The sequence below is a fragment of the Sorangium sp. So ce302 genome (genome assembly GCF_051530145.1).
GTDB lineage: Bacteria > Myxococcota_A > Polyangia > Polyangiales > Polyangiaceae > Sorangium > Sorangium cellulosum_B.
In genome coordinates this window covers 13,418,209-13,442,024 of record NZ_CP150326.1, presented here as the reverse complement: position 1 = coordinate 13,442,024, position 23,816 = coordinate 13,418,209, and the positions used below count along the sequence as shown (strand labels likewise).

The 23,816-nt window shown below is 71.2% G+C and carries 17 protein-coding genes; 8 read left to right on the top strand and 9 right to left on the bottom strand.

Annotated features, from left to right (window positions below):
• Positions 1–307 precede the first annotated feature (307 nt).
• The 6 genes from WME73_RS50915 to WME73_RS50890 all read left to right on the top strand — a co-directional run bounded on the left by WME73_RS50915 (position 308) and on the right by WME73_RS50890 (position 9,542).
• Complete coding sequence (locus WME73_RS50915; RefSeq protein ID WP_437914341.1) at positions 308–1,819, top strand: protein kinase domain-containing protein; 1,512 nt, start codon at positions 308–310, stop codon at positions 1,817–1,819.
• A gap of 172 nt (positions 1,820–1,991) precedes the next feature.
• A complete protein-coding gene (locus tag WME73_RS50910) occupies positions 1,992–4,400 on the top strand; it encodes a hypothetical protein (RefSeq protein ID WP_437914340.1) in 2,409 nt (802 codons plus the stop codon).
• A gap of 216 nt (positions 4,401–4,616) precedes the next feature.
• Positions 4,617–6,701 carry a serine/threonine-protein kinase gene (locus tag WME73_RS50905; protein ID WP_437914339.1) on the top strand — a complete coding sequence of 695 codons (2,085 nt, stop codon included), beginning with the start codon at positions 4,617–4,619 and terminating at the stop codon, positions 6,699–6,701.
• Between the two features lie 96 nt (positions 6,702–6,797).
• Positions 6,798–7,901, top strand: a complete 1,104-nt coding sequence (locus tag WME73_RS50900; RefSeq protein ID WP_437743495.1) for a serine/threonine-protein kinase — start codon at positions 6,798–6,800, stop codon at positions 7,899–7,901.
• Between the two features lie 7 nt (positions 7,902–7,908).
• Complete coding sequence (locus tag WME73_RS50895) at positions 7,909–8,532, top strand: hypothetical protein (protein WP_437743494.1); 624 nt, start codon at positions 7,909–7,911, stop codon at positions 8,530–8,532.
• 8 nt (positions 8,533–8,540) lie between these two features.
• Complete coding sequence (locus WME73_RS50890) at positions 8,541–9,542, top strand: MBL fold metallo-hydrolase (RefSeq protein ID WP_437914338.1); 1,002 nt, start codon at positions 8,541–8,543, stop codon at positions 9,540–9,542.
• 6 nt (positions 9,543–9,548) lie between these two features.
• Here WME73_RS50890 and mobA read toward each other — a convergent pair whose 3' ends face one another.
• The 4 genes from mobA to WME73_RS50870 all read right to left on the bottom strand — a co-directional run bounded on the left by mobA (position 9,549) and on the right by WME73_RS50870 (position 13,708).
• Entirely contained in the window at positions 9,549–10,208 is a 660-nt protein-coding gene (mobA, locus tag WME73_RS50885; RefSeq protein ID WP_437917524.1) for a molybdenum cofactor guanylyltransferase, read from the bottom strand.
• Between the two features lie 91 nt (positions 10,209–10,299).
• Positions 10,300–11,019, bottom strand: a complete 720-nt coding sequence (locus WME73_RS50880) for an acetolactate decarboxylase (protein ID WP_437914337.1) — start codon at positions 11,017–11,019, stop codon at positions 10,300–10,302.
• Positions 11,020–11,050: 31 nt separating this feature from the next.
• Positions 11,051–11,539: a MarR family winged helix-turn-helix transcriptional regulator gene (locus WME73_RS50875; RefSeq protein WP_437743491.1), complete on the bottom strand. Its 489-nt coding sequence runs from the start codon at positions 11,537–11,539 to the stop codon at positions 11,051–11,053.
• A 282-nt stretch (positions 11,540–11,821) separates the two neighbouring features.
• Positions 11,822–13,708 (bottom strand): FAD-binding oxidoreductase, encoded by a 1,887-nt coding sequence (locus WME73_RS50870; protein ID WP_437914336.1) that lies wholly within the window; start codon positions 13,706–13,708, stop codon positions 11,822–11,824.
• Positions 13,709–13,940: 232 nt separating this feature from the next.
• Between WME73_RS50870 and WME73_RS50865 the strand changes: the two genes are divergently transcribed.
• Entirely contained in the window at positions 13,941–15,212 is a 1,272-nt protein-coding gene (locus WME73_RS50865; RefSeq protein ID WP_437743489.1) for a CapA family protein, read from the top strand.
• A 220-nt stretch (positions 15,213–15,432) separates the two neighbouring features.
• On the opposite strand, the gene WME73_RS50860 is transcribed toward WME73_RS50865, so the two are convergent.
• A complete protein-coding gene (locus WME73_RS50860) occupies positions 15,433–16,593 on the bottom strand; it encodes a glycoside hydrolase family 11 protein (RefSeq protein ID WP_437914335.1) in 1,161 nt (386 codons plus the stop codon).
• On the opposite strand from WME73_RS50860, the gene WME73_RS50855 reads away from it, so the two are divergent.
• Complete coding sequence (locus WME73_RS50855; protein ID WP_437914334.1) at positions 16,583–16,843, top strand: hypothetical protein; 261 nt, start codon at positions 16,583–16,585, stop codon at positions 16,841–16,843. The genes WME73_RS50860 and WME73_RS50855 overlap by 11 nt on opposite strands.
• 645 nt (positions 16,844–17,488) lie before the next feature.
• Here WME73_RS50855 and WME73_RS50850 read toward each other — a convergent pair.
• The 4 genes from WME73_RS50850 to WME73_RS50835 all read right to left on the bottom strand — a co-directional run bounded on the left by WME73_RS50850 (position 17,489) and on the right by WME73_RS50835 (position 23,452).
• Positions 17,489–18,331, bottom strand: a complete 843-nt coding sequence (locus tag WME73_RS50850; RefSeq protein WP_437914333.1) for a hypothetical protein — start codon at positions 18,329–18,331, stop codon at positions 17,489–17,491.
• Between the two features lie 60 nt (positions 18,332–18,391).
• Entirely contained in the window at positions 18,392–20,236 is a 1,845-nt protein-coding gene (locus WME73_RS50845) for a vWA domain-containing protein (RefSeq protein WP_437743485.1), read from the bottom strand.
• Positions 20,237–20,517: 281 nt separating this feature from the next.
• Positions 20,518–21,489, bottom strand: a complete 972-nt coding sequence (gene gspC / locus WME73_RS50840) for a type II secretion system protein GspC (protein WP_437743484.1) — start codon at positions 21,487–21,489, stop codon at positions 20,518–20,520.
• Positions 21,490–21,892: 403 nt separating this feature from the next.
• The gene (locus WME73_RS50835) at positions 21,893–23,452 is read right to left on the bottom strand and encodes a BNR repeat-containing protein (RefSeq protein WP_437914332.1); all 1,560 of its coding nucleotides are present in this window, start codon (positions 23,450–23,452) and stop codon (positions 21,893–21,895) included.
• Positions 23,453–23,816 lie beyond the last annotated feature (364 nt).

Genomic DNA, 23,816 nt, shown 5'->3' with positions numbered 1-23,816 from the left:
GTGTGTTTCATGACCGGTGAAGTTCGATGTCGAGAAGATATCGGTGCTTCTGCGGTAACAGGGACGTACAGGGGGCCGGTGATGTTATGTGGCTACCGGGGTCGCGGTGGGCAGCCGAACATCCGTGTTGAAAAGATCACTGCGCTTTTGCGGCGACAGGGACGTACACACGAGCACCTATGTCGTATGGCGCGCCGGGGTGCGCGGTGCTGCGTCGAACACGTAATTGTCCGACCGGAGCGGTGTTTGAGCGTCTGAGGCGCGCGGAGAAGGTCGGGAGGACGGCGCGTGGTATCCTGATCTCCGCGTGAGCAATCCGCTGATCCCGGGCGCCCTGGTGGCAAGTCGCTATCGGGTCGATCGCCAGCTGGCCGAGGGAGGCATGGGGGTCATCTGGGCCGCCACCCACCTCGCGAACGGCGAACGTGTGGCGCTGAAGCTGCTGCGCCCCGGCACGGCGGAGGACGCGTCGACTCGGCGGCGCCTTGTCCGGGAAGCGCGCGCGGCGGCGGCGGTCGATCACCCGAACGTGCCATCCATCCACGACGTGCTCGAGCTCGACAACGGGACGCCGTTCCTCGTCATGGATCTGCTCGAGGGGGAGTCGCTCCGCGACAAGCTGCTGCGCGAGGCGCAGATCCCGCTCCCCGAGCTGTCGCGCATCCTGCTGCCGGTCATCTCGGCCGTCGGCACCGCGCACGCGCTGGGGATCGTCCACCGCGACCTCAAGCCCGACAACATCTTCCTGCTCACGCCCGCCGCGGCCGCGCCACGTGGTTCGCCCGGCGCAGCCGCTCACGCCGCCGCGGTGCCCCCGAGCGGCGCGCCGGCGCCCGGCTCCGCGGACTCCGGGGATGCGCCGGAGGCCGCGCAGCACGACGCCCGCGTCAGGGTGCTCGATTTTGGCATCGCCAAGGTCACCGCGGCGCCCGGCGAGACCAGCTGGTCCTGGGGACGCACCGGGAGCGGCGAGATGCTCGGGACCCCGTACTACATGTCGCCCGAGCAGATCCTCGGCGAGCACGACGTGGATCACCGCGCCGACATCTGGTCGCTCGGCGTCATCCTCTACGAGTGCCTCACCTCGGTGCGGCCCACCGAGGCCGAGAACATGGGCAAGGTGATGAAGCGCATCCTGACCGGCTCCATCCAGCCGATCGGGGAGAGCGCGCCGACGCTGCCCGCCGACGTCGCGGCCATGATCGATCGCATGCTCAGCCCGGACCGCGCGCAGCGCCCGGCCGATCTCCGCGAGGTCGGCGCGCTCCTCGAGCGCTACGCGGCCGTCGCCCTCCGCCCCTTCGGCCCCCCGGCGGCGCCCAGGGTTCCGGAGAGCGACTCGCTCGTGCCCGCCGCCCGCGCCAGCGACCCGCTCGTGCCCAGCGCCCGCGTGAGCGGCTCGCTCGCGCCCGACGCCCGCATCAGCGACGCGTTCCCGGCCAGCGCCGCCGATCTGGACGGCGAAGCGTCGACCGCGACGCTGCGCGCAGGCAGCCTCCTGCCAGCGCCCCCCTCGAGCAACCGGCCGCGCGCGCGCGGCGCCGGAGCGGCCTCCCTGGAGGCGCCGCCCGACGCCGCGGCGCTCTCCTCGCCGGAGACGGCCGACGCCACCGCCGCGCTCGCCGAAGAGGGAGCGGTCGCCTCGTCGGCAGGGGCGCGCCGCGCGAAGCGCGCAGGGATCAAGCTCGTCGCCGCCGGCGTGCTCATCGCCGCCGGCGCAGGCTTCTCCCTGCTTCGCTGCTCCGCCTCGTCAGCGCAAGAGTCGCCCCGCCACCCCGTCATCGCGCCAGCGACGCGCGCTCCATCGAACGAGGAGTGATCTGGTCGACTCCGGATCTGCCGGAGAGCCATTGAGGGAGCTGCCTGAACGAGCCAGTGTCGAGCTCGCCCTGATCCGGCTGTGACGCGATACGCCAGCGTTCTGCCGGGTCGGATTCCTGTTGCGCCGGGATCTTGAACGCGGCGACGCTCCCTCACCTCAGGAGAGCGTCATGCCCAGCGATGTCATCGTCCGGATCCGTTCGCCCCGAGGGTTCGTCGACCTGCCTGGCACCGTGGATGCCGTCGGGCCAGCCGCGTCGTCCGCCTTCGAAGAGCGAAAGTCCGCGCCAGGCATTCACCTGCTCGCGGTCGCGGTGAGCGACAGCGATTATGCCATCTCGCTCTCGGCGCCTGTCCCCGGGGACAGCCTTGCGGCGCTCCGGGAGGGCGAGGGCAAGGCGGTGCTCATCGTGTTTCCCAGCCACTCGCCCGTGCGCCGACGGCTGCGCGCCGTCGCCGTCTCCAACGTCGAGGTCGTACCGGATCCGGGCGTGGCGTCGCAGGCGGCGCCGATCGACCTGAACGCGGGGCGCGAGGGCGCCGCGCCGCTCTGGCTCCTGCCCGCCGGGGTGTTCAGCGCGAGCCCGACGCTCGGCCCCGACGGGCCCGCCGCCCGCGATGCCCTCGTCACCGCGGCCCGGTGGATCTCGTCGCGCCGGACGAGCACCCTCACGCAGCTCTTCCCGCCGAGCGCGTTCCACCCGGAGGAGCCGGTGCGCAAGGAGCGGCTCTCGGCGCGCCGGGGCGCGGCGCTGCTGGATCAGGCGCGCGCGGCGCTCGAGATCGCGGCCGTGGGCGGCGAGGAGGCGAGGCGCGATCCGACCGCCGCCGCGACCCTCCGCTCGGCGGCGACGACCATCCTCTCGCACCTCATCGCGACGTCGCTGGACGACCGCGGCTTCGCGCCGGTCGCGGAGCGCGCCGCCGAGGAGATCCTCGCGCTCATCGAGAGGGAGGCGGGCGACGAGACGGCCCGGCCGGCGCTGCGCGCGCACGCGATCCACCTGCTCCAGCTGCGCGCCCCGGGGCTCACGGCGGCCCAGCAGGAGCGAGCGCGGGGGCTCGTCCGCGGGCTGCTCCGCGAGGCGCCGCCGTACGACGAGCTCACGGGACCGTGGAACCTCGCGATGTGCGGCGCCTCGGAGTTCCACGAGGGCGAGTGCAACATCCTCGTGTCGACCCACGGCTTCAAGGAGATCGCCCTCCCGCCCGAGGCGCCCCCGTCGCCGAACGGCTGGAGCCCTTACCGCGCCTTCGAGGCCCCCTTCAAGACGCCCGCCGGCGAGCCCATCCGCGTCTTCGCCCGCGCCGCGACCCCGCGCGACGAGAACCTCGAGATGGGGATGGCGTTCTTCATCGGGGTGCTCATCAACCGGCACGCCCAGCTCGGCGCCTTCGACCTCCGCGCGGCCGCGGTGCAGGTGAAACAGGAAGGGTACAAGCTGATGATGAACTCGCAGTGCGCGGGGCTCACCACGCGCTTTGCCGTCTCCCAGATGTTCCCGGACGCGGACATCTACTCTTCGTGGGACTCGACGTATTTCAGGACCGGATCGGACGGGGTGGTCACCGCGTCCGAGGGGGTCGACTGCTTCGTCGCCGCGCTGCGCGGGATGAGCAAGCGCGCGTCGCACGCCGAGCTCGACGCGCGCCTCCGGAAGGCGCAGTGGCCCCACCCGCAGGCGCAGATCGCCGGGTTCTCGCAGTTCGTCGGGCCCTCGCACCCGCTCGTCGTCGCCCGCTACTCCGACGTGAACCGGGACGGGCGCGCGGATTACTACGACGGCTTCCTCGACTTCCAGCTCGCGGACATCGCCGAGGACATCGAGGCCTCGATGACGCCGCGCGACCCGGGGGTGAGCGCGTCGCAGATCGGCGGCGACGGCGCGGCGGGCCTCAACTGGGCGGCGGGCAGCCTCAATCGCGTCGCGCAGTACTCGGACATCTGGGCGGGGCTCGCGGGCCAGAGCGAGCTCTACTATGCCTTCCAGTCGGGGGGCTTCTTCAGCCACCGCGAGCCGCCGCACGACGTGCCCACGGGCGGCGCCGTGCAGCAGGATCTCGGGCGGCTCCCGGCCGTCACCCGCTTTCAGCAGAGCAACGAGGCGCTCGGCGGCCTCTCGGTCGAGGTCATGTTCCACAGCCACCTGAGCCACGCGGCAAAGGAGCTGAAGCGCCTGCTCTGCGCGGCCGACGCCATGCGCCGCGCCCTCGATCTCGGCCACCTCTCCGGCGGCGATGCGCTGTCCACGCCGAGGGGGCAGCGCTGCGCCATGCTCCTCACGATGGCCGGCCTGCTGGAGTTCCCCGCGGACCAGAACCGCATCGACGGCCTGTGGTCGATGGCGCTCAAGGCGCTGCGGCTGCCGCAGATCTCCCGCAGCGCGGTGCGCGCCTGCATCACGGACGAGGATCACGAGATGTCGAACTACTACGGGTCGCGGCGCGGGCTGGCGCAGCTCCTGGCGGCGCTCGAGAGGAGCGATCCGGGCGCGTTTCAGCAGCTCGGGAGCGAGGATCCATTCGTGGGGAGGCTTTCGGAGATCGACCTTTCGGCCGAGGGGAAGCCGGAGGACTGAGCTCGAGAGGGCAGGTCGGGGGCTGAGGCGGTCGTCGCGCGCGTCGTGCTGGCGCAGCTCATGACCGCCGGACGGAGACAGGGCGAGGGCAGCGCACGCCGGAGCGCCCGCCCCCTGTCAGTGAGCCCACATCTACACCTCGATTACATCGCGCCCCCCCCGAGCGCTTGACCGCAGCTTGAGGCCGCCCTGCTCAACGTCGTACAATAGACCAGAATGAAGTTTTTCCAGGCCATCGCTCGGATGGGGCTGAAGTCGGGCGACGATCCGAAGGTGCGCCAGCACAAGAAGATCCTCACGCTCACCGCGGCGCTCAAGGCGTGCGCGTGCCCCGTCTGGGTGATCGCCTATGGGGCAGCCGGGGACCACCGCTCGGCGGCGATCCCGCTCGGCTACATCGTGTGTACCGGCCTGAGCCTCGCCCACTTCGCCAGGACGAAGGAGTTTGCCGGGTTCCGCTTCCGTCAGGCGCTGCTCATCTTCGCCCTGCCGTTTCTCATGCACGCGAGCCGGGGAGGGTTCGTCGGATCGAGCGGCGTCGTCCTGTGGGCGCTCCTCGCGCCGCTGACGTTGCTGCTGTTCCACGGATCGCGGGCGTCCATCCCCTGGTTCATCGCGTATACGCTGCTCGTGATGGCCGCCGGCGTTGCCGACCCGCTCCTCTCCGGCGTCGCGCCGGAGGCGCCTCCGAGCCTCCTCGCCGGCTTCTTCGCGATGAACCTCCTCACGGTGTCGGCCATCGCGTACGCAGCGGTGCATTATTTCGCGCGCCAGCTCGCGGAGGAGCAGGAGAAGCTCGCGGAGCTCGTCGTCTCCTCGGCGCAGGCGCTCGACGACATCGCGAGGTGGTCGTCCGCCGCGGCGGCCCAGATCGCGGAGGCGATCGGCGCCCGCGAGGTCGCGGTGTGGAAGGCCGAGGAGCAGGTGATGGTCAGCCTCACCGCGACCACCACCGAGGCGCCGCACGTCGACGCTCTGCGCCAGGCCGCGCTGACCCAACACTCCTTTCCGAGATCCGCGGATGTCGTTGTCCCCGTCCTCGGCATGTCGGGCGACGTCCACGGCGCGCTGGTCATCGTCGGCAGCGGCGTCGTGTGGAGCGATACGACCGGACGGCTCGTCCGCTCGTTCGCGCACCACCTCGGCAGCGCGCTCGAGCTCTCGCGGCTGCGCAAGGATCTCGCGAGCGCGGCGGAGCGGCGTGCAGCGACGCTCGAAGACATGGTGCGCCGCGGTATCGATATCCTGCAGATATGCCCGAGCTGCCAGCGCTGTTACGATCAGCGTGTGGAGCGATGCCTCGATGACGGCGCCGCGCTGAAGAGGCCGCGGCCGTTCCCCTATCGCGTGGCGGGGCGGTATCGCCTGACCCGGGCCGTCGCGGAAGGCGGCATGGGCAGGGTGTTCAAGGCCCACGACGAGCGGCTCGGGCGCGAGGTCGCGATCAAGACCATCAGGACAGAGCACTTCAACAACGAGGATGTGCGCGAGCGGTTCGCGAGAGAGGCGCGCCTCGTCGCGCGAATCCGTCATTCGTCCGTCGTCGAGGTGTACGACTCGGGCGAGCTCGAGGACGGGACGCTCTTCATCGTGATGGAGTGGCTGGACGGCTTCACCCTCGCTCACGCCATGAGGTCGCACGGGCCCGGGACGCCAGCCCAGGTGGCGGTGCTGCTGCGCGAGGGTGCCTCGGCGCTCGGCGCTGCGCACGCGGCGGGGCTCGTGCACCGCGACGTCAAGCCGGAGAACATCTTCCTGCTCCCGTCGACGGGGCCGGGCGACTTTCACGTCAAGATCCTCGACTTCGGTATCGCCAAGGAGCTCTCCGCCGACGTGAGCGCGACCTCGACGGGCATCTTCCTGGGGACTCCGCTCTACATGGCCCCGGAACAGGCGCGCGGCAGGTCGGTGGACACGCGCAGCGATCTCTACTCCTTCGCGGCCGTCGCTTACCAGGCGCTCACCGGACGGCGCATCGCCGCCGGAGAGGACCTCGCCACCATCCTGTCGAGCCTCTCGCGCGCCCCTCCGCCGCCCGTCTCGTCGCTGCTCCCGGAGACGCCGCCGGACGTCGACCGCGCCTTCGCGCGGGCGCTCGCGCTGTCGCCCGACGAGCGGCCTCAGGACATCGAGGAGTGGGTGAGCTCGTTCGCCGGCCTGCTCGACAGCCTGCCCAAGCGGAGCCCGGGCTGGCGCATGTCAGGCGACGCGCCCGACATGGAGGAGCTCTCCAGCGCCGAGACGGTCCTGATCCACGAGCCCAGAGCGCGGATGCCGTCGGACATGTCCCGCGCGTCGTGATCGCCCCGCGCGCGCCTTCGCGAGGCGCGATCACGACGCGCACGTCGGGTCTTGCAAAAGGGGCGGGGGAAGGGCTATCCCCGAGAACGGGACCTCATGCTGTGCCCTCGTTGCCACCGGCGGTACGCGGATGACCACCGCTTCTGCCCGCACGACGGAGAGAAGCTGGTCGCGAGCCACGACATCCGGCGGATCCGGTCCCAGCCCACCGAGCACGTGGGCGCGATCGTCGCCGAGCGGTACCGGGTGCGGGGCCTCATCGGCAGCGGCGCCATGGCGCAGGTGTTCCTGGCGGAGGACACGAAGAGCGGCGCGCCCGTCGCGCTGAAGCTCCTGGAGGCGAGGCTCCGCCGCGAGCCCAAGGTGAAGGCGCGGTTCCTCCTGGAGGCCAAGGCCGCGGCCACGGTCGTTCACCCGAACATCGTCGAGGTCCTCGACATCGGCCTCCATGAAGGGTCGCCTTACCTCGTGCTGGAGTTCCTCTTCGGCGAGTCGCTGAGCTCGCTGCTCCTGCGCGAGAAGCGGCTGTCCCCGGAGGCCGGCGTGCCCTTCCTCCTGCAGGCCGCGGCCGGGCTCGGCGCGGCCCACCGCGCGGGGATCGTCCACCGCGACGTGAAGCCCGCCAACGTGTTCCTCGTGGGGGAGAAGGGCGACGCCTGGGCGGCCAAGGTCGTCGATTTCGGGTTCGCGAAGCTGTACGAGCACTCGGGGCTCACGCAGGCCGGGGTGACCGTCGGCACCCTGGAGTACATGGCGCCGGAGCAGACCGTCAGCGACCCTCCCGACGGGCGCACGGACGTCTACGGGTTCGGCATGCTCATGTACCGGATGTTCACCGGCCGGCTCCCCTTCAGCGTCGCGCGGAGCTCCTCCCCCGCCCTGGCGCCCGCCATGGACGAGGCCGTGGTGCTGGCCAACCAGCTCGTCACGCCGCCCCCGCCGCCCAACCTGGGTGAGAGCCCGGCGTCGCGGGCGCTCGAGGCGGTGATCGCGAAGTGCCTGCGCAAGCGGCCGGAGAACCGGTATGCCTCGATGGAGGCGCTCGGCGAGGATCTCGCCCGGCTCGGGCGGCCAGGCGCGCTGGCGGCGCACGCGCCGATCGCCTCGCCCGACGTGTACGCGGCGCAGACGCCCTATGGAGAGCACGCGGCGCGGTTCCTCTACAAGCAGCTCGGCAGGGTGTACGGCGGCGCGCCGTAGCCGCGGCATGCCCGGAGCGCGCTCCCTCGCGCGACGCCGCGCTCCCGCGCTGGCCGCTTGCGCCGCCGCGCTCGGCTCGCCGCTCTGGCCGCTCGCCGCGGGCGCGTCGCCCGAGGAGCCGCGGCAGGCTGCGCCGGCGGCCGCCGCCACGGAGCCCGACATCCGCCCCACGCTGGCGTGGCTCCTCGTCCAGCTCGTGCCGAGCCCCGAGCTGTGGCTCGAACCGGGCGGGGCGCGCTTCGGGTTCCGCTGGCAGGTGACGCCGCTGCTCTACTCGTTCGGGATCAACCGCGAGCTCTCGCCGTGGCGCGCCTTCATCGCGGAGCCGCTCACGCGTCACGCCGGCTCGATCGAGCTCTTCGGCTCGCCCGGGTACGTCGCCCGTCCGGGCGCGTTCGCCGATCGCTGGCTGATCCGGGGCGGCGTCCGCGCTTATTTCCCGCTCCTCGATCGCGGCGACTACCTGTCCTGCTCGCTCGGCGGATCAGCCCTCTATGCTCGAGGGCAGGTGGCGGCCTCGTACGAGGCGGGGGTCTATACCCTGTTCGGCGCCCTGGGCGCGCAGGTGGCGGCCACGCCGACGGCCGCCTTGCGATCGACAACGATCACGCTCAGCATCCGCTACTTCTGACGCCGCGCATGGCCACGCGCTTCTCCTCGTCGCCAGCTCGCCTGTCCGCCGCGGCGCTCCTCGCGCTCGCGGGCCTGTCGTGCGGCGTGCCCGCGCGCATCCTGGAGAGCAACGTGGCGAGGCTGTTCGCGAGCCCGCTGCCCGTGCCGGACAAGGTGCGCGCGCCGTACCGCCCCGAGGCGAGGCTCGCCGCGCTCTGGGTCGGGCACGCGACCGTGCTCTTGCAGATCGACGACCGATGGATCCTGACCGACCCCGTCTTCACGTCGACGGTGGGCCTCATGGTGAAGCGGCTCGTCGAGCCGGGGCTCGCCCCGGAGGACCTGCCGCCCATCGACGCCGTGTTGATCTCGCACATGCACCTCGACCACCTCTCGCTCGGCTCGCTGTCGATGATCGAGCCGAAGGTCCGCGCGCTGCTCGTGCCTCGGGGCGGGCTCATCTACGTGCCCAACCATAGCTTCGCGTCGTTCGAGGTCCCGACCTGGACGACATGGCGGCAGGGCGATCTGAAGATCACGGCCGTCCCGGTGCGGCACTCCGGCTATCGCTACGGGCTGGACCGGGACTGGATGACGGAGAGCTTCACGGGTTATGTCGTCGAGTACCATGGAATCACGGTCTACTTCGGCGGCGATACAGCCTACGACCGCGATGATTTCGTGAAGACGCGCGCGCGATTCCCCTCGATCGATCTGGCCCTCTTGCCGATCGCGCCGGTGGGGCCGCGCGAGTTCATGGAGAGCAAGCACCTCGATCCGGCGGAGGCGGTGCAGGCCTTCCTCGACCTCGGGGCGCGGCGGATGATGGCTATCCATTTCGACACCTTCATCAACAGCACCGATACGTTCGGAGAGGCGCCCCGCGAGCTCCGGCGCGTCATGGCCGCGCGCGGGCTGGGGCCGGATCGGGTAGTCCTGCCCAGGCACGGAGAGCAGCGGATCCTCATCACGAGGGGCGAGCCCGGGGGCGCGGCGGCGACGAGCGCGCCGGCGCCGAGCGGCGAATAGGCCGGGTCAGTCGAGCTCGCGGAGCGCCGCCGCGTAGTCCTCGGGCGTGTTCAGGTTGCGCAGCGATCGCAGCGCCGGATCCGCGGCGCGGAGCCGCGGATCCGCGAGCAGGAGATCCGGCTCCGCGACAAGGGTGCGCGCCCGCTCGAACAGGGTGGAGAGCCGCAGCCTGCCCTCGGCGAGCAAGGCCGCCACCTCGCCGCGCACGGAGCACGCGTACACCGCGGCGAGCGGGTGATGGTGCCCCTCCGCCCGCGGCACCGCGATGGCGTGGCCGCCCGCCTGGAGATCCGCGAGGCGCCGCGCGAAGGCGGGGTGCAGGAAGGGCGCGTCGGTCGAGGCGACGTAGGCCCGCTCGGCGAGCGGCGCGATCGCATCGAGCCCGGCCGCGATGCCCTGCAGCGGCCCGCGGCCCTCCACCGGATCGCGCACGAGCAGCACCCCCTCCGGCAGCGGCGGCAGCTCCTGCCCCGGCGCCGCGACCACCACGATCGGCCAGGCCGCCTCGCCGAGGCGCCGCACCACCCGCTGGAGCAGCGCCTCACCCCCGAACGGCAGCCATGCCTTGGGGCGCCCCATCCGGCGGCTCTGCCCGCCGCACAGCACGACGCCCGCGAGGCCGGCCACGCGGCCCGCCCCGTCGCCGGCCTCCGAGGGCGCCGTCATGAGCTGCACGCCGTCCTGCATACCACCCCCGCCCGGAACATGCGCCCGCGGCGCGCGCCGAGCGCCGCCGCCGGTGCGCTCGTGCCAAGCCTCAAGGCGCCGGCAGGAGGACCCGCGCGCCGCGGGCGAGCGTCACGCCGTCCACGTGACCCATCAGCGGTCGCTCCGGCAGGACGACGTGAAAGTGCGTGTTCGACCCCATGTGCGTGAAGACGCCGTGGTGGCGCTTCGAGAAGAAGCCCACCAGCACCCCCTCGGCGGCGGGGAGCGCTCCGTTCACCGACGCCCGGACATGGTCCGCGTGACCGCCGCCGGGGGCGAGCTTTCTCCCGTCGATGACGTGCCAGCGGAGATCGCGGAAGCCGCCGCGCACCTGGACCGGGACAGCGCCCTCCGCGTCGAGCCCGCGTTCCCGCAGCAAGGCCTCGATGCGCGCGTCGATCTGCCCGTCAGGCACGTCGGCGTCGAGCGTCGCCTCCTGCCAGCGCGCGACGTTCGCCACCACGAAGAGCGTCGCCGCCTCCTCCGCCCCGGCGGGGCGCACGTCGAGGGTCCCGTCGTCGCGCGCGTAGGAGGTCCAGATCGCGTCGTCGACGACCGTCACCTCCCCGCGCAGCTCGCTGAGCGCCCCGATCCCGAACGCGCGCGGGCCCGGCACCACATCGCCGATGCGCACGGCGGGCCCCGTCTGCCCCTCGTGCATGATCGCGCGCAGCGCGCCGAACGAGCGGACCTGCACCGCCGCCGGCGCGCCCGGCGCGGGTCCCGCAGCGGTCTCGCTGGAAGGCGTGCAGGAGGCGATCGGAGGCATCAGGAGAGCTCCGACGAGCCCGAGAAGAACGCTAGGGAGAGTCGCTCGCATCGCTCGCATGGGGTTGCTCCTCTGTCGCGCGCGTCACGCGCGAGAGCGCGCGATTCAGGACGTGCAGCGCGCGCACCACCGCGGCGCGCTCCTCGCAGGGGATGGCGTCCACGATCGACTGGAACCGCAGCAGGCTTTGCCCCTCGAGTCGCCCCGCCATGCGGCGCCCGGTCGAGGTGAGCCGCAGGCGGCGGACCCGCCCGTCTTCCCCGCTGACGTCCTGCTCCACCCGGCCATCCTCGCGAAGGCGCTGTATCAGCCGGGTGACATTGCTCTTGTCGATGCCGAGCGCCCGCCGCAGGTCGCTCTGGGAGAGCTGCTCTCCCGCCCGCTCGGCGTCCGCCAGGACCGTCAGGGCGTGGGCCTCGCGCGGCGCCACCCGGACGCCGCACGGCGTGCGCTCCTCGTCCAGGAGACCGAAACCGCGCACGAAGGCGCGGACCTCCGAGCGGAGCTCTCTCGTGGTCACCCTTCGAGGAGACCACGGATGGTTGCGCTGCGCAACCAATTTGGGGCAGGGGCGTTCCGCGCCGCGGCTACCTCCGGCAACACGGCCGGCGACTGCCGAGTTGTTATGTTTCTGCGGCATGAGGCCGCGCCGCTCGGCGGCTCCAGATAGCCGACGAGGCGGTCAACCACGAGGATCGACGCCATGGTGCTGCCCTCGGCGGGGAGCACGACGTAGGGATCTCAGCGGCTGGCGCGGCGCTTCCAGCAGCGCCGCGCCCCGCCGGCGGCCGCGCCGCCCAGGTCAAGGCAAGGGCGCTCGCCCCTGCTCCTCCGCGCTCGAGAGCGCGATCTCGCCGAGCACGCCGTGGTTCGCCGCGCCGAACAGGTTGTCCGGATCGACGGCCTGCTTCACCTGCTGCATGAAGGCGCGCGCGCCGTCCGAGTAGATGTCCTTCACGAAATCCTGCCGGATCTTGCCGATTCCATGATGGTGGGACAGCGACCCTCCGGCGGCGAGGATCTCCTCTCGCGCGGCGTGCTCCATCTCGGCGTAATGGCGCACGGGATCGTCGACGCCCTTGGCGTAGAAGCCGAGATAGAAATAGATGCAGACCCCCGTGGGGTAGACCTGGGTGATGCGGCCGGTGAAGAACGGCTTGCCAGGCAGGCGCCGCTGCTCGTGCTCGCGCAGGATGCGCTGGCGCACCCGGTCGTAGAGCTCGAGCGCCCGGCTCCACGGGACGCTCGTCTCGAAGCTCTCCGCGATCGCCCAGTGCTCGAACGTGAGATCGCGGATGTACGCGATGCCGAAGGTGAGCTGATAGCCGCGCTCGCCGTTCGCCGCGCCCGCCTTCATCCCGCCGTGCTGCGCCGCGATGCGGTAGAGCGTCTTCTCCTGGAAGTCGACCTCCTCCTTCGTCCCCTCGAACACGAGGGTGGCGACGGCGAGCTGGTGCGGATCGAAGCCCTTGATCCGGGTCACCACGAGCTTCTCCGCCTGGCTCTTCACCCGGGCGAGCAGCCCGGACTTCTTCGGCTTGAGCGCCTGACCGAAATGGAACTGCGTGTTGTCCATGACGCGCACGCTCGCGGGCAGCGCGCCGGCGCCCTGCAGGTCGTAGAGGAACGCGAGCCCGCGCGCGAGGTCGGGGAAGATGACGCTGCCGTAGCGCTGGACCTCGGGCAGGGGGAACAGCTTGACGACAGCGCTGGTGACGATTCCATAGTTGCCCTCGCTGCCGAACATGCAGTTCTTCGGGTTGGCGCCGACGCTCTCGCGCGGGGCCACGTGCGGCCGCTCGACCACGCCGCGCGCGGTCACGACCTGCATGTCGAGGACGAGATCCTCGATGTTGCCATAACGGTTCTTCTTCATCCCGCTCGCGTTCGTCGCGATCCACCCCCCGAGCGTCGAGAACTCGAGGCTGTCGGGCTCGTGCCCCATGGTGAGCCCGTGCTTCTCGAGCTCCGCGACGATGTGCCGCCCTGTCGCGCCCGCCTCGATGCAAGCCATGCGGTTCACGGGATCGAGCCAGAGGATCCTGTTCATGCGCCGCATGTCGACCGCGATCACCGTCCGCTCCTCGTGGATCGACAGGCGCAGGGCGTCCGTGACGTTGGTGCCGCCGCCGAACGGGACGAGGCACGCGCCGTGTTGCTTGGCGACCTCGGTGAGGCGCACGACGTCGTCGTGCGACGCGGGGAACACGACGAGATCCGGGACGCGCTCGAGGCGCTCGTAGCGGATCGCCCAGATCTCGGCGCCGGTGTGGCCGTGGCCGCGCCGGAGGCGCACGAGCGGGTCCTGCGAGATCTGATCGTCCGCCAGGAAGCCGCGGAGCGCGGCGAGCAGCTCGCTCGCGACCTTGGCGTCGGGGATCCGGGGCGGGTAGTGCGGCTCGTTGCGGTTCTCGTACGAGAGCGGCGCGGCGAGCGTGGCCGACATCCACGGGAGCAGCGACGGCAGCTCGACGTTGCTGATGCTGTACCGCGTGCCGGTCAGCACGACGCTGCCGCTCGGCTTGACCACGAACCGGGTGTCGGCAAAGCCCCAGCCGTCCTTGCGCTCCTCGTCGCGCGCCTCGTCGCGCGCCGCGGGGCCCGGCACGATGCGCGTGCTCGACGGCGTCGCGCCGCGCGAAGAGAGCAGCGTCGAGCCCGAGGGAGTCTCACGTCTTCGATTCACCATGGAGATAAGGCCTTCCAAGCAACCCGCGCACGAGCGCGCGTCCAATCCCGAGTAGGTCGCGCTGGAGCGGGCCGGACGTCCATCGAGAGCGCGCGGCCGCCGATCGACGCCGCGGCTTTTCTGGGCCTGCTCAACGCGCGGCGATGGTGGCACGAACGTCGGCGGGCGTACCACCGGATACTTGGGCGCGGCCGCGGGCCCGTGGATAATGCGCGCCGAGACGCCGCTCGCGATGCGCCCTGCCCCTTTCTTTCTCGCGATGTGCGCAGCGGCCGCGCAGATCGGCTGCGAGCGGTCCGCCAACGTGGGCGCCGGGCTCGCGCCTCCGCCCGTCGTCGCGCCGGCCGCGCCCCGCGACGCCTCTGCGACAGCCCGCGGCGCTCCCGCCGCGCCGGCCGCCACCCCCGCCGCGCCCAACGCTGCCCCCGCCGCGCCCAACGCTGCCCCCACCGCGCCGGCCGACGCGATCACGCTCCTCGCCGGCGGCGACGTCTGCCTCGGCAAGGCGCTCGGCCAGGAGCTGCTCCGCGATCCGGCGTACGATCCGTTCGCCTCCGTCGCGGCGCTGTTCGCGTCCGCCGACGTGCGCTTCGTCAACCTCGAGAACCAGCTCAGCGATCAGGGCGGAGAGACCCAGCACGCGCGCCAGCCGCTCGTGTTCACGGGCCCCCCGGCCGGCGCGGACGCGCTCGCGCGCGCCGGCATCGGCGTTGTGTCGCTCGCGAACAACCACATGTGGGACTACGGCAAGGGCGCGTTCCTCGAGACGCTCGGCCACCTGGAGCGCGCGGGCGTCGCCTACGTGGGCGCCGGCCGGACGCGGCTCGAGGCGTACGCGCCGGCCGTCATCGAGCACCGCGGCTTCCGCGTGGCGCTGCTCGCCGTGACCGGCATCTGGAACCAGGGCTCGCTCTGGCAGCACCCGGCGCGGGAGTTCGTCGCGGCCGCGGAGCGGGACGGGCTCGCCGCCGCGGTGCGCGCCGCGCGCAAGCGGCCCGGCGTCGACGCCGTCGTGGTGAGCTACCACGGCGGCACCGAGTACCTGGACACCCCGCTTCCTCAGGCGCGCGCGCTCGCCAGCGCCGCCATCGACGCGGGCGCCGACGCCTTCCTCGGCCACCACCCGCACGTGCTCCAGGGCATCGAGCTCCGCCGCGGCCGGCCCATCTTCTACAGCCTCGGCAACTTCATCATGAAGGTGAAGAGGACCGGCCCCGCGGCCGAGCTCGCGATGCTCGCGCGCCTGCGCCTGCGGCGGGGCGCGCCGCCCCTCGCCGAGATCTGCCCGGTGCGCAGCGAGGGCCTCGGGACCGTCCCGCTCGCGGCCGACCCGCGGCGGGCCGAGACCGAGGCGGCGTTCGCCGAGCGGATGCGCCGCGTCTCGGCGTTCGTCAAGGGCGAGCCGGCGATCGGCCCCTTCGCCGCCGACGGCTGCGCGCCGCTCGATCCCGCCGCGGAGGCGGCCCCCGCCTCGCCGCCGAGGGTCGCCGGCCCGATCCGCTGAGCGACGCTTCGCGGCCCTGCGGCGGGCACGCGCGCGAATCGCTCGGCACCGTCGGTCGGCGCCGGCTGTTGGGCGGAGGCCGCCCGAAAGGGCGCCCGCGAAGCGGATCGGAGCGAAGCGGGGAGCCTCGATGGCGTCGAGCACGGCGCCATCGAGGCATTCGACGGGCGTTCGCGCCGTACACCCACGAAGCGCTCAGGAGCGCCACATTTTCTTTGGATCAGGGCGTCGCGTTCCAGACGCGACCAGCTGCAGTTCCATTGCTACCGGGGTTGAACACCTCGACGGCCAGGACCTGATAGGTGGGATCGTCGCTCGCATCCAGGTTGTTCATGTTCGGGACAATCCAGCCGGTGTCGGCCCATGCTTTCAGGTGATCGGCGAATATGATCTTGTGGTCCTGTCCGAGGGCCTGCGCCCGAGCAGGCTTGCTCCAGTATTGGTAGAAAGTGGAGCGACCATTGATAGAGGGCTGCTGCTGCCGCGTCGAGCGGTAAGTGGAATATTCGACCCCATCGCTCGTGAAGGTCTTGCCAGCGGTAGCACCCTGGCTGGGATCATAGCTCCATCGCTGCAGGATGTAATACTCCACCAGGTGTGCCGCGTTTGAAGTGGGCATGCTCTTGTCGTACCCCCAGCCGTACAGAGCGATGTAGCTCGCGCCGCTGTCGTTATTGAGGCGGTAGCCGATCACCCTCTTCTCATCTCCGTAATGCCATCCGGGACCACCGACATAGTTATAGCCACCGCCCTGCCAGGTCACGCTGAACTCACCATTCGGGTCCACAGTCAAAGATGTCGAACCGCCATCTTTCCAGTGAGTGAAGAAGAAATCACCGACGTGACCCGTCGCGTGATTCGAATTGATCACAGTCTTCTCGGTGTATCTCTGAGTGTAGGCTGAGTACTTGGAGAAATCGGGGAGGGGCGTGACCGTTGTATCCAGCTCTCCATCGTTGGAGAAAATAGCAAATCCTGCGATGGTGGGGTTATCTACACCCTTGATCAGCTCAATGGTGACGCTGCCGTCATTCACCGCAATATCCGCGAAGGTCTCCGTGTGGCCCACGTCATGACCAACTTCGGTATAGATATCCAGATCACTGATAACGGTGTTACCTTCGATCGCAACGCCAAAACTGCGCGAGCCAGCGCTGGTCTTATCGATTTCCGCAAAATGCAACTTCACGGTGTATTTGCCGTTGGCGGTGACCGGAATTTCATAACTGAATGAGCCATACCGCTCTGTTTGGTAAAGCTGCCCACCGACGACAGCGTCTTGCGTGCTGTTGGGCGTACCACCGCTAGCGTATTTGTCCGCCTGGTACTCCACGCCGTCGACCATTGCGCTCGAAGTACCACCGGAGTTGATGGCGACCACCAATGCGAGATCGCCACCAGACGAGCTGGAGCTGCTCGAAGACGAGCTGGCGCTGCTCGAAGATGAGCTGGAGTTGCTCGAAGACGAGCTGGAGCTGCTCGAAGATGAGCTGGAGCTGGAGCTGGAGCTGGAGGAGGAAGAGCTGCTAGAAGACGATGAGCTGCTCGAGGGCCCTGTGGGATTGGTATCATCGCCGCAGCCAGCTAGCGCGACTGACGCGAACGCCAGTAGGGACCAACGAGAGAATTGATTCTGCTTTGACTTTGTCATAGGTATTTCCAATGTTTCCCGAAGATGCGCACGAAGCGACTCGCCTGCCATGGACTCTCTGTCGCGCATTGAGACCAGGGGACAACGACATTCGAAGTTGATCACACAGGATCACGTAGCGTCATTCGCAGAGTCCGAAACCTTATCCGGACACCCATGCTCTCTCTGGAAGATCATGTGGTTCTTCGACTGGATTTATACGCCATGGAGCGACCGCGACACAACGCCATTTTGCGCGGTTTCATTGCTCGTGTTTCTCACCTAACGTTGGCACAGAGGGGGCGGAAAATGCCAACAGGATTGAGACAGGCCGGACGAGAATCCTATGAGTGGATCGCGCAGAGAGGCGCGTTCCGGCTCCAGCCAACGGTCATGCGACTGAGCAGGTCGAGGACGACGTACAGGCAGTAGAAGACCCCAGGCAGCGGCCCGCGCAGCTCGGTGATGTCCCACGTCCAGATCGGGTTGGGGCCGTGGCGGTGAGCGTCGGCTTGGCGTGCTTCATCAGCGCACGCTGGGCGCGCTCGCCGGAGGCGCGAGCAGCCGGTACATCGCGCGGATGGAGGCGAGATGGACGCCGCGCGACAGCAGCGTCGCGCAGACCTCCGGCGGGGGCTGGTCGACCTCAGGCCCCCCCGCGCCGCGCGCCGTCCACCTCGTCGACCGCCTCGAGCGCGCTCTCGATCTCGCGGACGAGCTCGTCCGCCGCCTGCTGCTCCCTGTCGGCGCGCGCCTCCACGGCCGACGCGTCGACGCGCAGCTCCACCCGCCGCAGCACCTCCGCGACCCGCTTGCCCTCCGTCGAGGCGGCGTCCACACGCCGCCGCTTCAGCGCGCCCAGCGCGGCCTCCACAGCCGGCACGAGCGGCGCGGCCACGACGGGGTCGGCGGCCCTCAGCTTGGCCCGGGTGCGCTTCGCAAGATCGAGCAGGCGGCCGCGCGGCGATCGGGCGCGCCGGCGCTGCACGACCCACCCGATCGACACGAGCACGGAGGCGCCGAGCAGCACGGCCGCGCCCTGCACGTAAGGAACGGCCGCGGGCGCGACGGGCGGGAGCACGGCGTCCGGCACCTCGACCGTGATGCCCCCTTGAAGGCAGCTGCCCAGCTCCTGCGCCGTCTGGAGCCGCGAGCGCGCGAGCGGCAGGAGCCGGAGCGGGAGGCACGGGGCTTCCACGCCCGCGAGCGCGCACGCTGGGGCCGGATCCCCTGTCGCGATGGCGTGGACCTCGTGGGTCGCGGGGTCGCGGCTCGTCATGTGAAAGCCGCCCTGCTCGAGGTCGACGAGCCCGCCGCTGTCGACCGACGCGCCGCCCGGCGCGCCCGCGGGCCAGGTCGTCGTCGCCGCGTCGATGACCGAGGCGTCGGTCGAGCAGACCAGCTTGCCGCGGAGGACGATCTCGCCGCCCGGCGCGACGTCGACGTGCTGCGCCGCCACATCGCGCCGGAGTGTGAATGTCTGGGTCATGTCCGCCCCTCGGCTCCGCCGGTGCATCGCCCCTGCGCCATCGTGCCCCGAGCCCCGCCCTCAGTGAAGGTGCGTCCGCGAGGCCGTCTCGAGCAGCATCGCCAGCACGAGCGGATCACCCAGGCCGCCCGCGGCCCCGGCGTGGCCGCGGAGGCGCGCGAGGCGGGCCGCGTCCTTCAGGAAGAGCGGCTCCCCGAGCGCCTCGGCCGCGGCATGCAGGATCCCCTCCCGCTCGGAGAGCAGCGCGGCGGCGCGGGCGCGATCGCCGAGCGCGATCTGGCGGGCGGCCTCGGCCAGCGTCTCGCCGGCGGCGAAGCCCTGGATCGTGCGGGCGACCGACGGGTCGGCGCTCGCCGCGCTGTCCGCGTCGCCGGTCGCGTACGCGACCCGGAGCGGCGCCTCGTCCACGACGTTCTTCTTGGCGACGCGGTCCTTGTACTTGAGCTCGATCGCCGCGATTGCCCGCGTGTCCGCGCCCGCCGGGAGGCCCAGCTTGAAGAGCATCGCGTGGCTGTCGTCGCGCGAGAACGCCGGGATGAAGAACCGCATCCCGCCCTCGGCGTCGTCCTGCCGGTCCCGCTCGATGCCGTCGCGCCGCGCGGACTGCGCGTCCGCCGCGGCCTCGATCGTCCGCACGCGCGCCGCCTCCACGTCGTTCAGCCGGCGCGACCCGTAGACCTGGAGCAGCTTCACGTCCGGCTTCAGCCGCACCCGCAGCTCGACCGCGGTCGCGACCGGATCGAGCCGCCTGTCGAGCTCCGTCGCGAGGGCCGGGGCGATCTGATCCGGATCGCGCAGGTAGTAGTACCCGCCCGCGCCGTCGCTCGCGATGGCGCTCATCAGCGCGCCGTCGTAGTCGGCGCCGAGCCCGAACGTGCTCGTCTGGACGCCGCCCTGGAAGGCGTCGAGCGCGAGGCGCGAGAGCCGCTCCGAGCTCGTGATCCCGGAGTTCGCGCGCCCGTCGGAGAGCAGCAGCACGACCTTCACCGCGCCCTCCGGGATGCCCGGCCGGGCGGCCTGCGCGTAGCCGAGCGCGAGGCCCTGGCCGATGTTGGTGCCGCCGCCCTCGCGGATGCCGTCGATCGTCGCCTTGATCGCCGCCCGCCGCGGCCCGACGGGCCCATCGTCGATCCTGACGTCGGCGCCGCTCGAGAAGGTGACGAGGGAGAAGTCGTCGTTCGCGTCGAGCTTGTCGACGAGCGCCCGCGCCGCGTCGCGCGCCCGCGCCATGGGCTCGCCCTGCATCGACCCGCTCACGTCGAGCACGAGGTGCACCGACAGGTGCGGCCGCGCCGCGGGCGCCTGCGCCGTCGAGCGGAGCGCGACGCGCACGTGCACCGGGCCGCCGCCGGGCGGGACCCGCGTGCGCTCGAGGTCCGTGCGCAGGGCGAGCGCCGAGCCCTTCGGGACGTCGATCGACGGGGCGTAGCGGGCGCCGACGTCGCTGACGAGCTCGCGCCCGTCGGGCGGGACGATGCCGCGCGCGACCGCGGACTCGAACGCGGCGAGGTGGCCGCCGCCGGGGCGGTACGTGGTGGCGAAGCGGCCGTTCGGGTCGAGGCCCGCGGCCTCGGGCGCCGCGGCGCGGGCCGCGCCCTCGCCCGGCGCCGCGGTGGCCGCCGGGGCGGGGACCACCAGGCCGTCGGCGCCTGCGCGCCCCTTCCCGCCCGCCATGTCGAGCCTGGGGGCGGCGGGCTCACGCGCCACCAGGAGGGGTTCGGCGGCCGACGCCACGGCCTCGCGCTTCGCCTCGGCGGCGTTCCCGAGCGGCATCGACGCCGGGGACGCCTCCGACGTCGCTGGGGCTTCCTTCGTGCTGCACGCGATCCCCGCCCCCGAGAGCCCCAGCGCGAGCGATCCGCCGAGGAGCGCTCGCTTCACCCACACGATTCCGAGTTCGTTCATGGTCTTCCCCTCCCGCGGACAGAGCGGGTGCTCGGTCTGACGGGTGAGCGCCGCATCTGTTCTGTCGCTCCGCTCCGGAGCGACGGCGCCGGCCGCCGCCGGGCGCTCCAGCCGGAGAGACAGCGGCGATCGCGCATTGTTCGGCAGGAGTCGCCCGTGCGCCGGCGGAAGGCCTCCGCGCCGGCCGCCGCCCGGCCGCCGCCGCCCGCGGGTGCGACAAGGCCGGGGGCGCCCGGCGTCCTGCGCGGAGCGCGGCTGCCGGCCGGGCCCGCCTCCTCGCCTCAGCGGATGTTGACCCTGAGCCTCGTCGGGCGGCCGTCGCGCTCGACGACGACGGAAAGGCTCTTGTCGGAGCGCATGCGCGAGTAGGCCAGCATGGCCTTCTGTGGGTCCGTCAGGTCGATGCCGTTGATCGACTTCACGATATCGCCGCTCTGCACCCCGAACGACTCGAGCACCGAGCCTGGCTTGACCATCATCTTCAGCCCGACCACCTTGTTGTCCCGCATCTCCGGTATCGCCGCCGAGGTCTGCGTCACGAGCTCGGGCTGCGCGAAGATCTTCTCGGCCGCCGAGCGGTCGATGTCGATCTCCGTGTCGCTCACCCGCTGCATCCGCGAGGCGATCTCGGGCGGGACATCGCTCTTGCTGCTCGGGCGGTACGTGGCGCGGGGCGGAGCCGGCGCTGCCGCCTGCGGCTCGGGCTCCTTCTTGCCGCCCTCTCCGCCCTTCTTGCCGAGCTGCATCTGGCAGCGCGCGCCCCCCGAGGTCGAGGTCATCCACACCCGATCCCAGGCGATGTCCTCGACCTTGCGGCCGGCGATCTCTCCGCCTCGCCGCCCGAGCGCCGTGTGTCCGCCGTCGCTCTCGACGGCGGCGAACGACCATTCGGGGTCCTCGGACATCGCGATCAGCACGACGCGGCCCGTATCGCAGGGTGGAGCGAGGTAGGGGTCGAGCTGCGAGAGGTCCGCCGGGCCGGCGGGCGCGGCGCTCGGCGGGGGTACGAGCGGCCCTGTCGTCGAGTCGAACGGATTGCGCTCCAGGATCGGCGCCGCGCTGGGCGGGGGATCATCCTCGGAGAGCGGCACGTCGACCGGATCCATGACGAGGGGGGCGGAGGCCTCGCCGTCCCGCGTGATCTGGTGAGCGATGAGCTGAGATACCCCGGAGGCCTGAAAATACGCGGAGACCGCGACCAATCCTCCCAGGATGAATGCGAATCGGCGCTTGACGAACGCGTCCGGGTTCATGAGTAACGCTCCTCCTGGCCGGAGCGCGCCGGGGCTCGCTGCGCGAGTGTCCCTTGCCGCCGCGGCGTTCGCGGCAGTGCACGCCCTCGCCACCGGCAAGACCGCGCCTCAGGGCGAGCACCGAGCGTGCCTGCGCGAGAGCGAGCGCGACGCGCGTCCCCATGGGGCAGGGACTGCCGCTCTGACTGGACCGCTCAGCGCCGGTCGCGGCTCGTCCGATACGGACACGGAGCGCGCCCCGCGCGCATCACGCGCGTCGCCCGGTGGAACAACCGGAAGATCCGTCGATCAGGGGAGAGCTGGCGGGCAACGGGGACGGCGCCATGAACGAGCTCGCGCGCTCGCCCTGGGGAACGGGGCCGTGAAGGGCGCGCTCGGGGTTGAGGAGCGCCCTTCGCGCGGCTCAGCGGAGCGTGTACTCCAGGCCCCAGATGTCCACGGAGCTCCGCGCTGGGTAGTACACGGTGAGCTCGTCCGAGGTCTCGAGTCGGGCGGCGTCGATCAGAGGATCGGAGAAGAACCGGCCCGAGTCGGCGGCGTCGAGGAGCGTCCAGGTCGCGTAACCGTCGCTCGGGGAGGCGCCGGCGATGCGGAGATCGGGGAGGATCGCATAGACGTTCTCGGTGGAGGAGATCGCGAGCTTGCCCCGGAAGTTCTGGACCACCCTCAGGCCGATGCCGTGGCGCGCCCAGGTCCCGTCGGTGTCGCGGAGATAATGGAAGAACTCGCTGCGCGTCCGGGCGCTGGTGAAGTTCGAATTGTCGGTCTCGGCGTCGGGGAGGTGCGAGAGCAGCACATGGACGCGGCCGCTCGCGTCGACCGTCATGTGTTCCTGGTTGATGAGCCCTCGGTTCTGGCCGATGGGCCACACGGAGAGGCCCGTCGTGCTCCGTGTCACGAAGGAGGCGCCGGTCGTCGCGACCGTGGCGCCCGCGTTGTTCTTCCATGTGCGCCCGTGATCGTCGCTGTAGACGTACAGGAGATCGTGGTTTGTCGTCGCGTCGGGCGTGTCCCGCCAGCACCACGCCGCGTGCAGGCGCGAGCCGCCGCGCGTGTACGACAGGCCGTGCAGGTAGGCGTTCATGCTGGCGTCGGTGCCCTCGATGTACTCGCCGAGCGCGCTCCAGGCGTGCGTCGTGGCGTCGTACTCCCACAGGTGCTCGTCGCCGCTACCGCTCTCGCCGATCCGGGCGCTCAGGAGCATCTTGTCCCCGCCGGGCTCGGTGACGAACCGCGGGTACGTCACGAGGGACACGCGGGTCGATCCGACGAGCGCGCTCGAGACGGCGCCGAAGCTCGAGGCGGCCCAGGCCGCGCCTTCCGGGTCCGTCAGGAGACCCGTGACCGAGCGGCGGTAGTGCAGGTTGCTGCCGTGGTGATCGAACGCGAGGTGCAGCGTGCCGTCGCCTGGCGCGATCCCGAGAGAGATCGTGTTGTGGGCGTCGTCGGCGCTCAGCCGGTAATCCTTGAAGTCGAACTTCTCCCAGGCGCCTGCCGCTCCGCCGGGGCTCGCCGGCAGCCGGCGGCGCGCGAGGACGACGTTGCGGTTGGTGTTCCAGAAGGCGGTGTACTGGAAGCCGCCGAACGACACGATCGCGTCCTGCTGGAACGACTCGCCGTTCAGGTAGCCGCCGTAGGACACCACGGTGAGCCCCGACTCCGCGAGCTTTCCCTCGCCGAGCTTGACGATCCCCGGCGCGACGGGCTCCGCCCCTCCGCCGCCGGTCGTCGTGCTGCTGACGGTCGTGCTGCCGATCGTCGCGCCGCTGGTCGTCGTCGTGCCGCCCCCCGCGCCGGTGGCCTCGGAGGTCGTCGCCACCGCGCCGCCGCCCGGGTTCGCGCCGCCTGAGCCTGAGGACGTCGACGATTCGGGCGTCGAGGGGCGCTCGCCGTCGCTGCAGCTCGTCAGCCAGGCGACCGGCGCAAGGACGGGCAGGAGGGAGAAGATAAGTCGGAGGGTCATGCGTTTGCCCGAGGATACTGCCGTGCCGCGGCGCTACCAAGCGAGGCAAGCGGTGGTCGCTCAAGGATTCGCGGCAAACAGCGCTCCAGCAATCGCATTGCGCTGTCATCGCCCACCGACCCGAGCGGTCCGAAGTGGACGCTCCACAGGAAGACCTGGCAGCGCAACGTGCTGTTCGAGCCGGTGAGGGGAAAGTGAGCGGTCGTTCGGCGTAGATCATGGCAGAAGCTGGCGGTCGTCCTCCGGAACACCCCGATCCGACGAGAGCGATCCGATCGACCGGTTCCCCGGGAAACCCATCAAGACGCTGGCGCGAGCGCCGCTTACACAAAAACTCACATGATTTCGATCACTTGGCAGCCAC

What these genes read in the sequence shown, in the direction of transcription:
- WME73_RS50910 (WP_437914340.1), top strand. Translation starts at nt 1,992, where the DNA reads ATGCCCAGCGATGTCATCGTCCGGATCCGTTCGCCCCGAGGGTTCGTC.
- WME73_RS50905 (WP_437914339.1), top strand. Translation starts at nt 4,617, where the DNA reads ATGAAGTTTTTCCAGGCCATCGCTCGGATGGGGCTGAAGTCGGGCGAC.
- WME73_RS50900 (WP_437743495.1), top strand. Translation starts at nt 6,798, where the DNA reads ATGCTGTGCCCTCGTTGCCACCGGCGGTACGCGGATGACCACCGCTTC.
- WME73_RS50895 (WP_437743494.1), top strand. Translation starts at nt 7,909, where the DNA reads ATGCCCGGAGCGCGCTCCCTCGCGCGACGCCGCGCTCCCGCGCTGGCC.
- WME73_RS50890 (WP_437914338.1), top strand. Translation starts at nt 8,541, where the DNA reads ATGGCCACGCGCTTCTCCTCGTCGCCAGCTCGCCTGTCCGCCGCGGCG.
- mobA (WP_437917524.1), bottom strand. Translation starts at nt 10,208, where the DNA reads ATGACGGCGCCCTCGGAGGCCGGCGACGGGGCGGGCCGCGTGGCCGGC.
- WME73_RS50880 (WP_437914337.1), bottom strand. Translation starts at nt 11,019, where the DNA reads ATGCCTCCGATCGCCTCCTGCACGCCTTCCAGCGAGACCGCTGCGGGA.
- WME73_RS50870 (WP_437914336.1), bottom strand. Translation starts at nt 13,708, where the DNA reads ATGGTGAATCGAAGACGTGAGACTCCCTCGGGCTCGACGCTGCTCTCT.
- WME73_RS50865 (WP_437743489.1), top strand. Translation starts at nt 13,941, where the DNA reads ATGCGCCCTGCCCCTTTCTTTCTCGCGATGTGCGCAGCGGCCGCGCAG.
- WME73_RS50855 (WP_437914334.1), top strand. Translation starts at nt 16,583, where the DNA reads ATGGCGACCACCAATGCGAGATCGCCACCAGACGAGCTGGAGCTGCTC.
- WME73_RS50850 (WP_437914333.1), bottom strand. Translation starts at nt 18,331, where the DNA reads ATGACCCAGACATTCACACTCCGGCGCGATGTGGCGGCGCAGCACGTC.
- WME73_RS50845 (WP_437743485.1), bottom strand. Translation starts at nt 20,236, where the DNA reads ATGAACGAACTCGGAATCGTGTGGGTGAAGCGAGCGCTCCTCGGCGGA.
- gspC (WP_437743484.1), bottom strand. Translation starts at nt 21,489, where the DNA reads ATGAACCCGGACGCGTTCGTCAAGCGCCGATTCGCATTCATCCTGGGA.
- WME73_RS50835 (WP_437914332.1), bottom strand. Translation starts at nt 23,452, where the DNA reads ATGACCCTCCGACTTATCTTCTCCCTCCTGCCCGTCCTTGCGCCGGTC.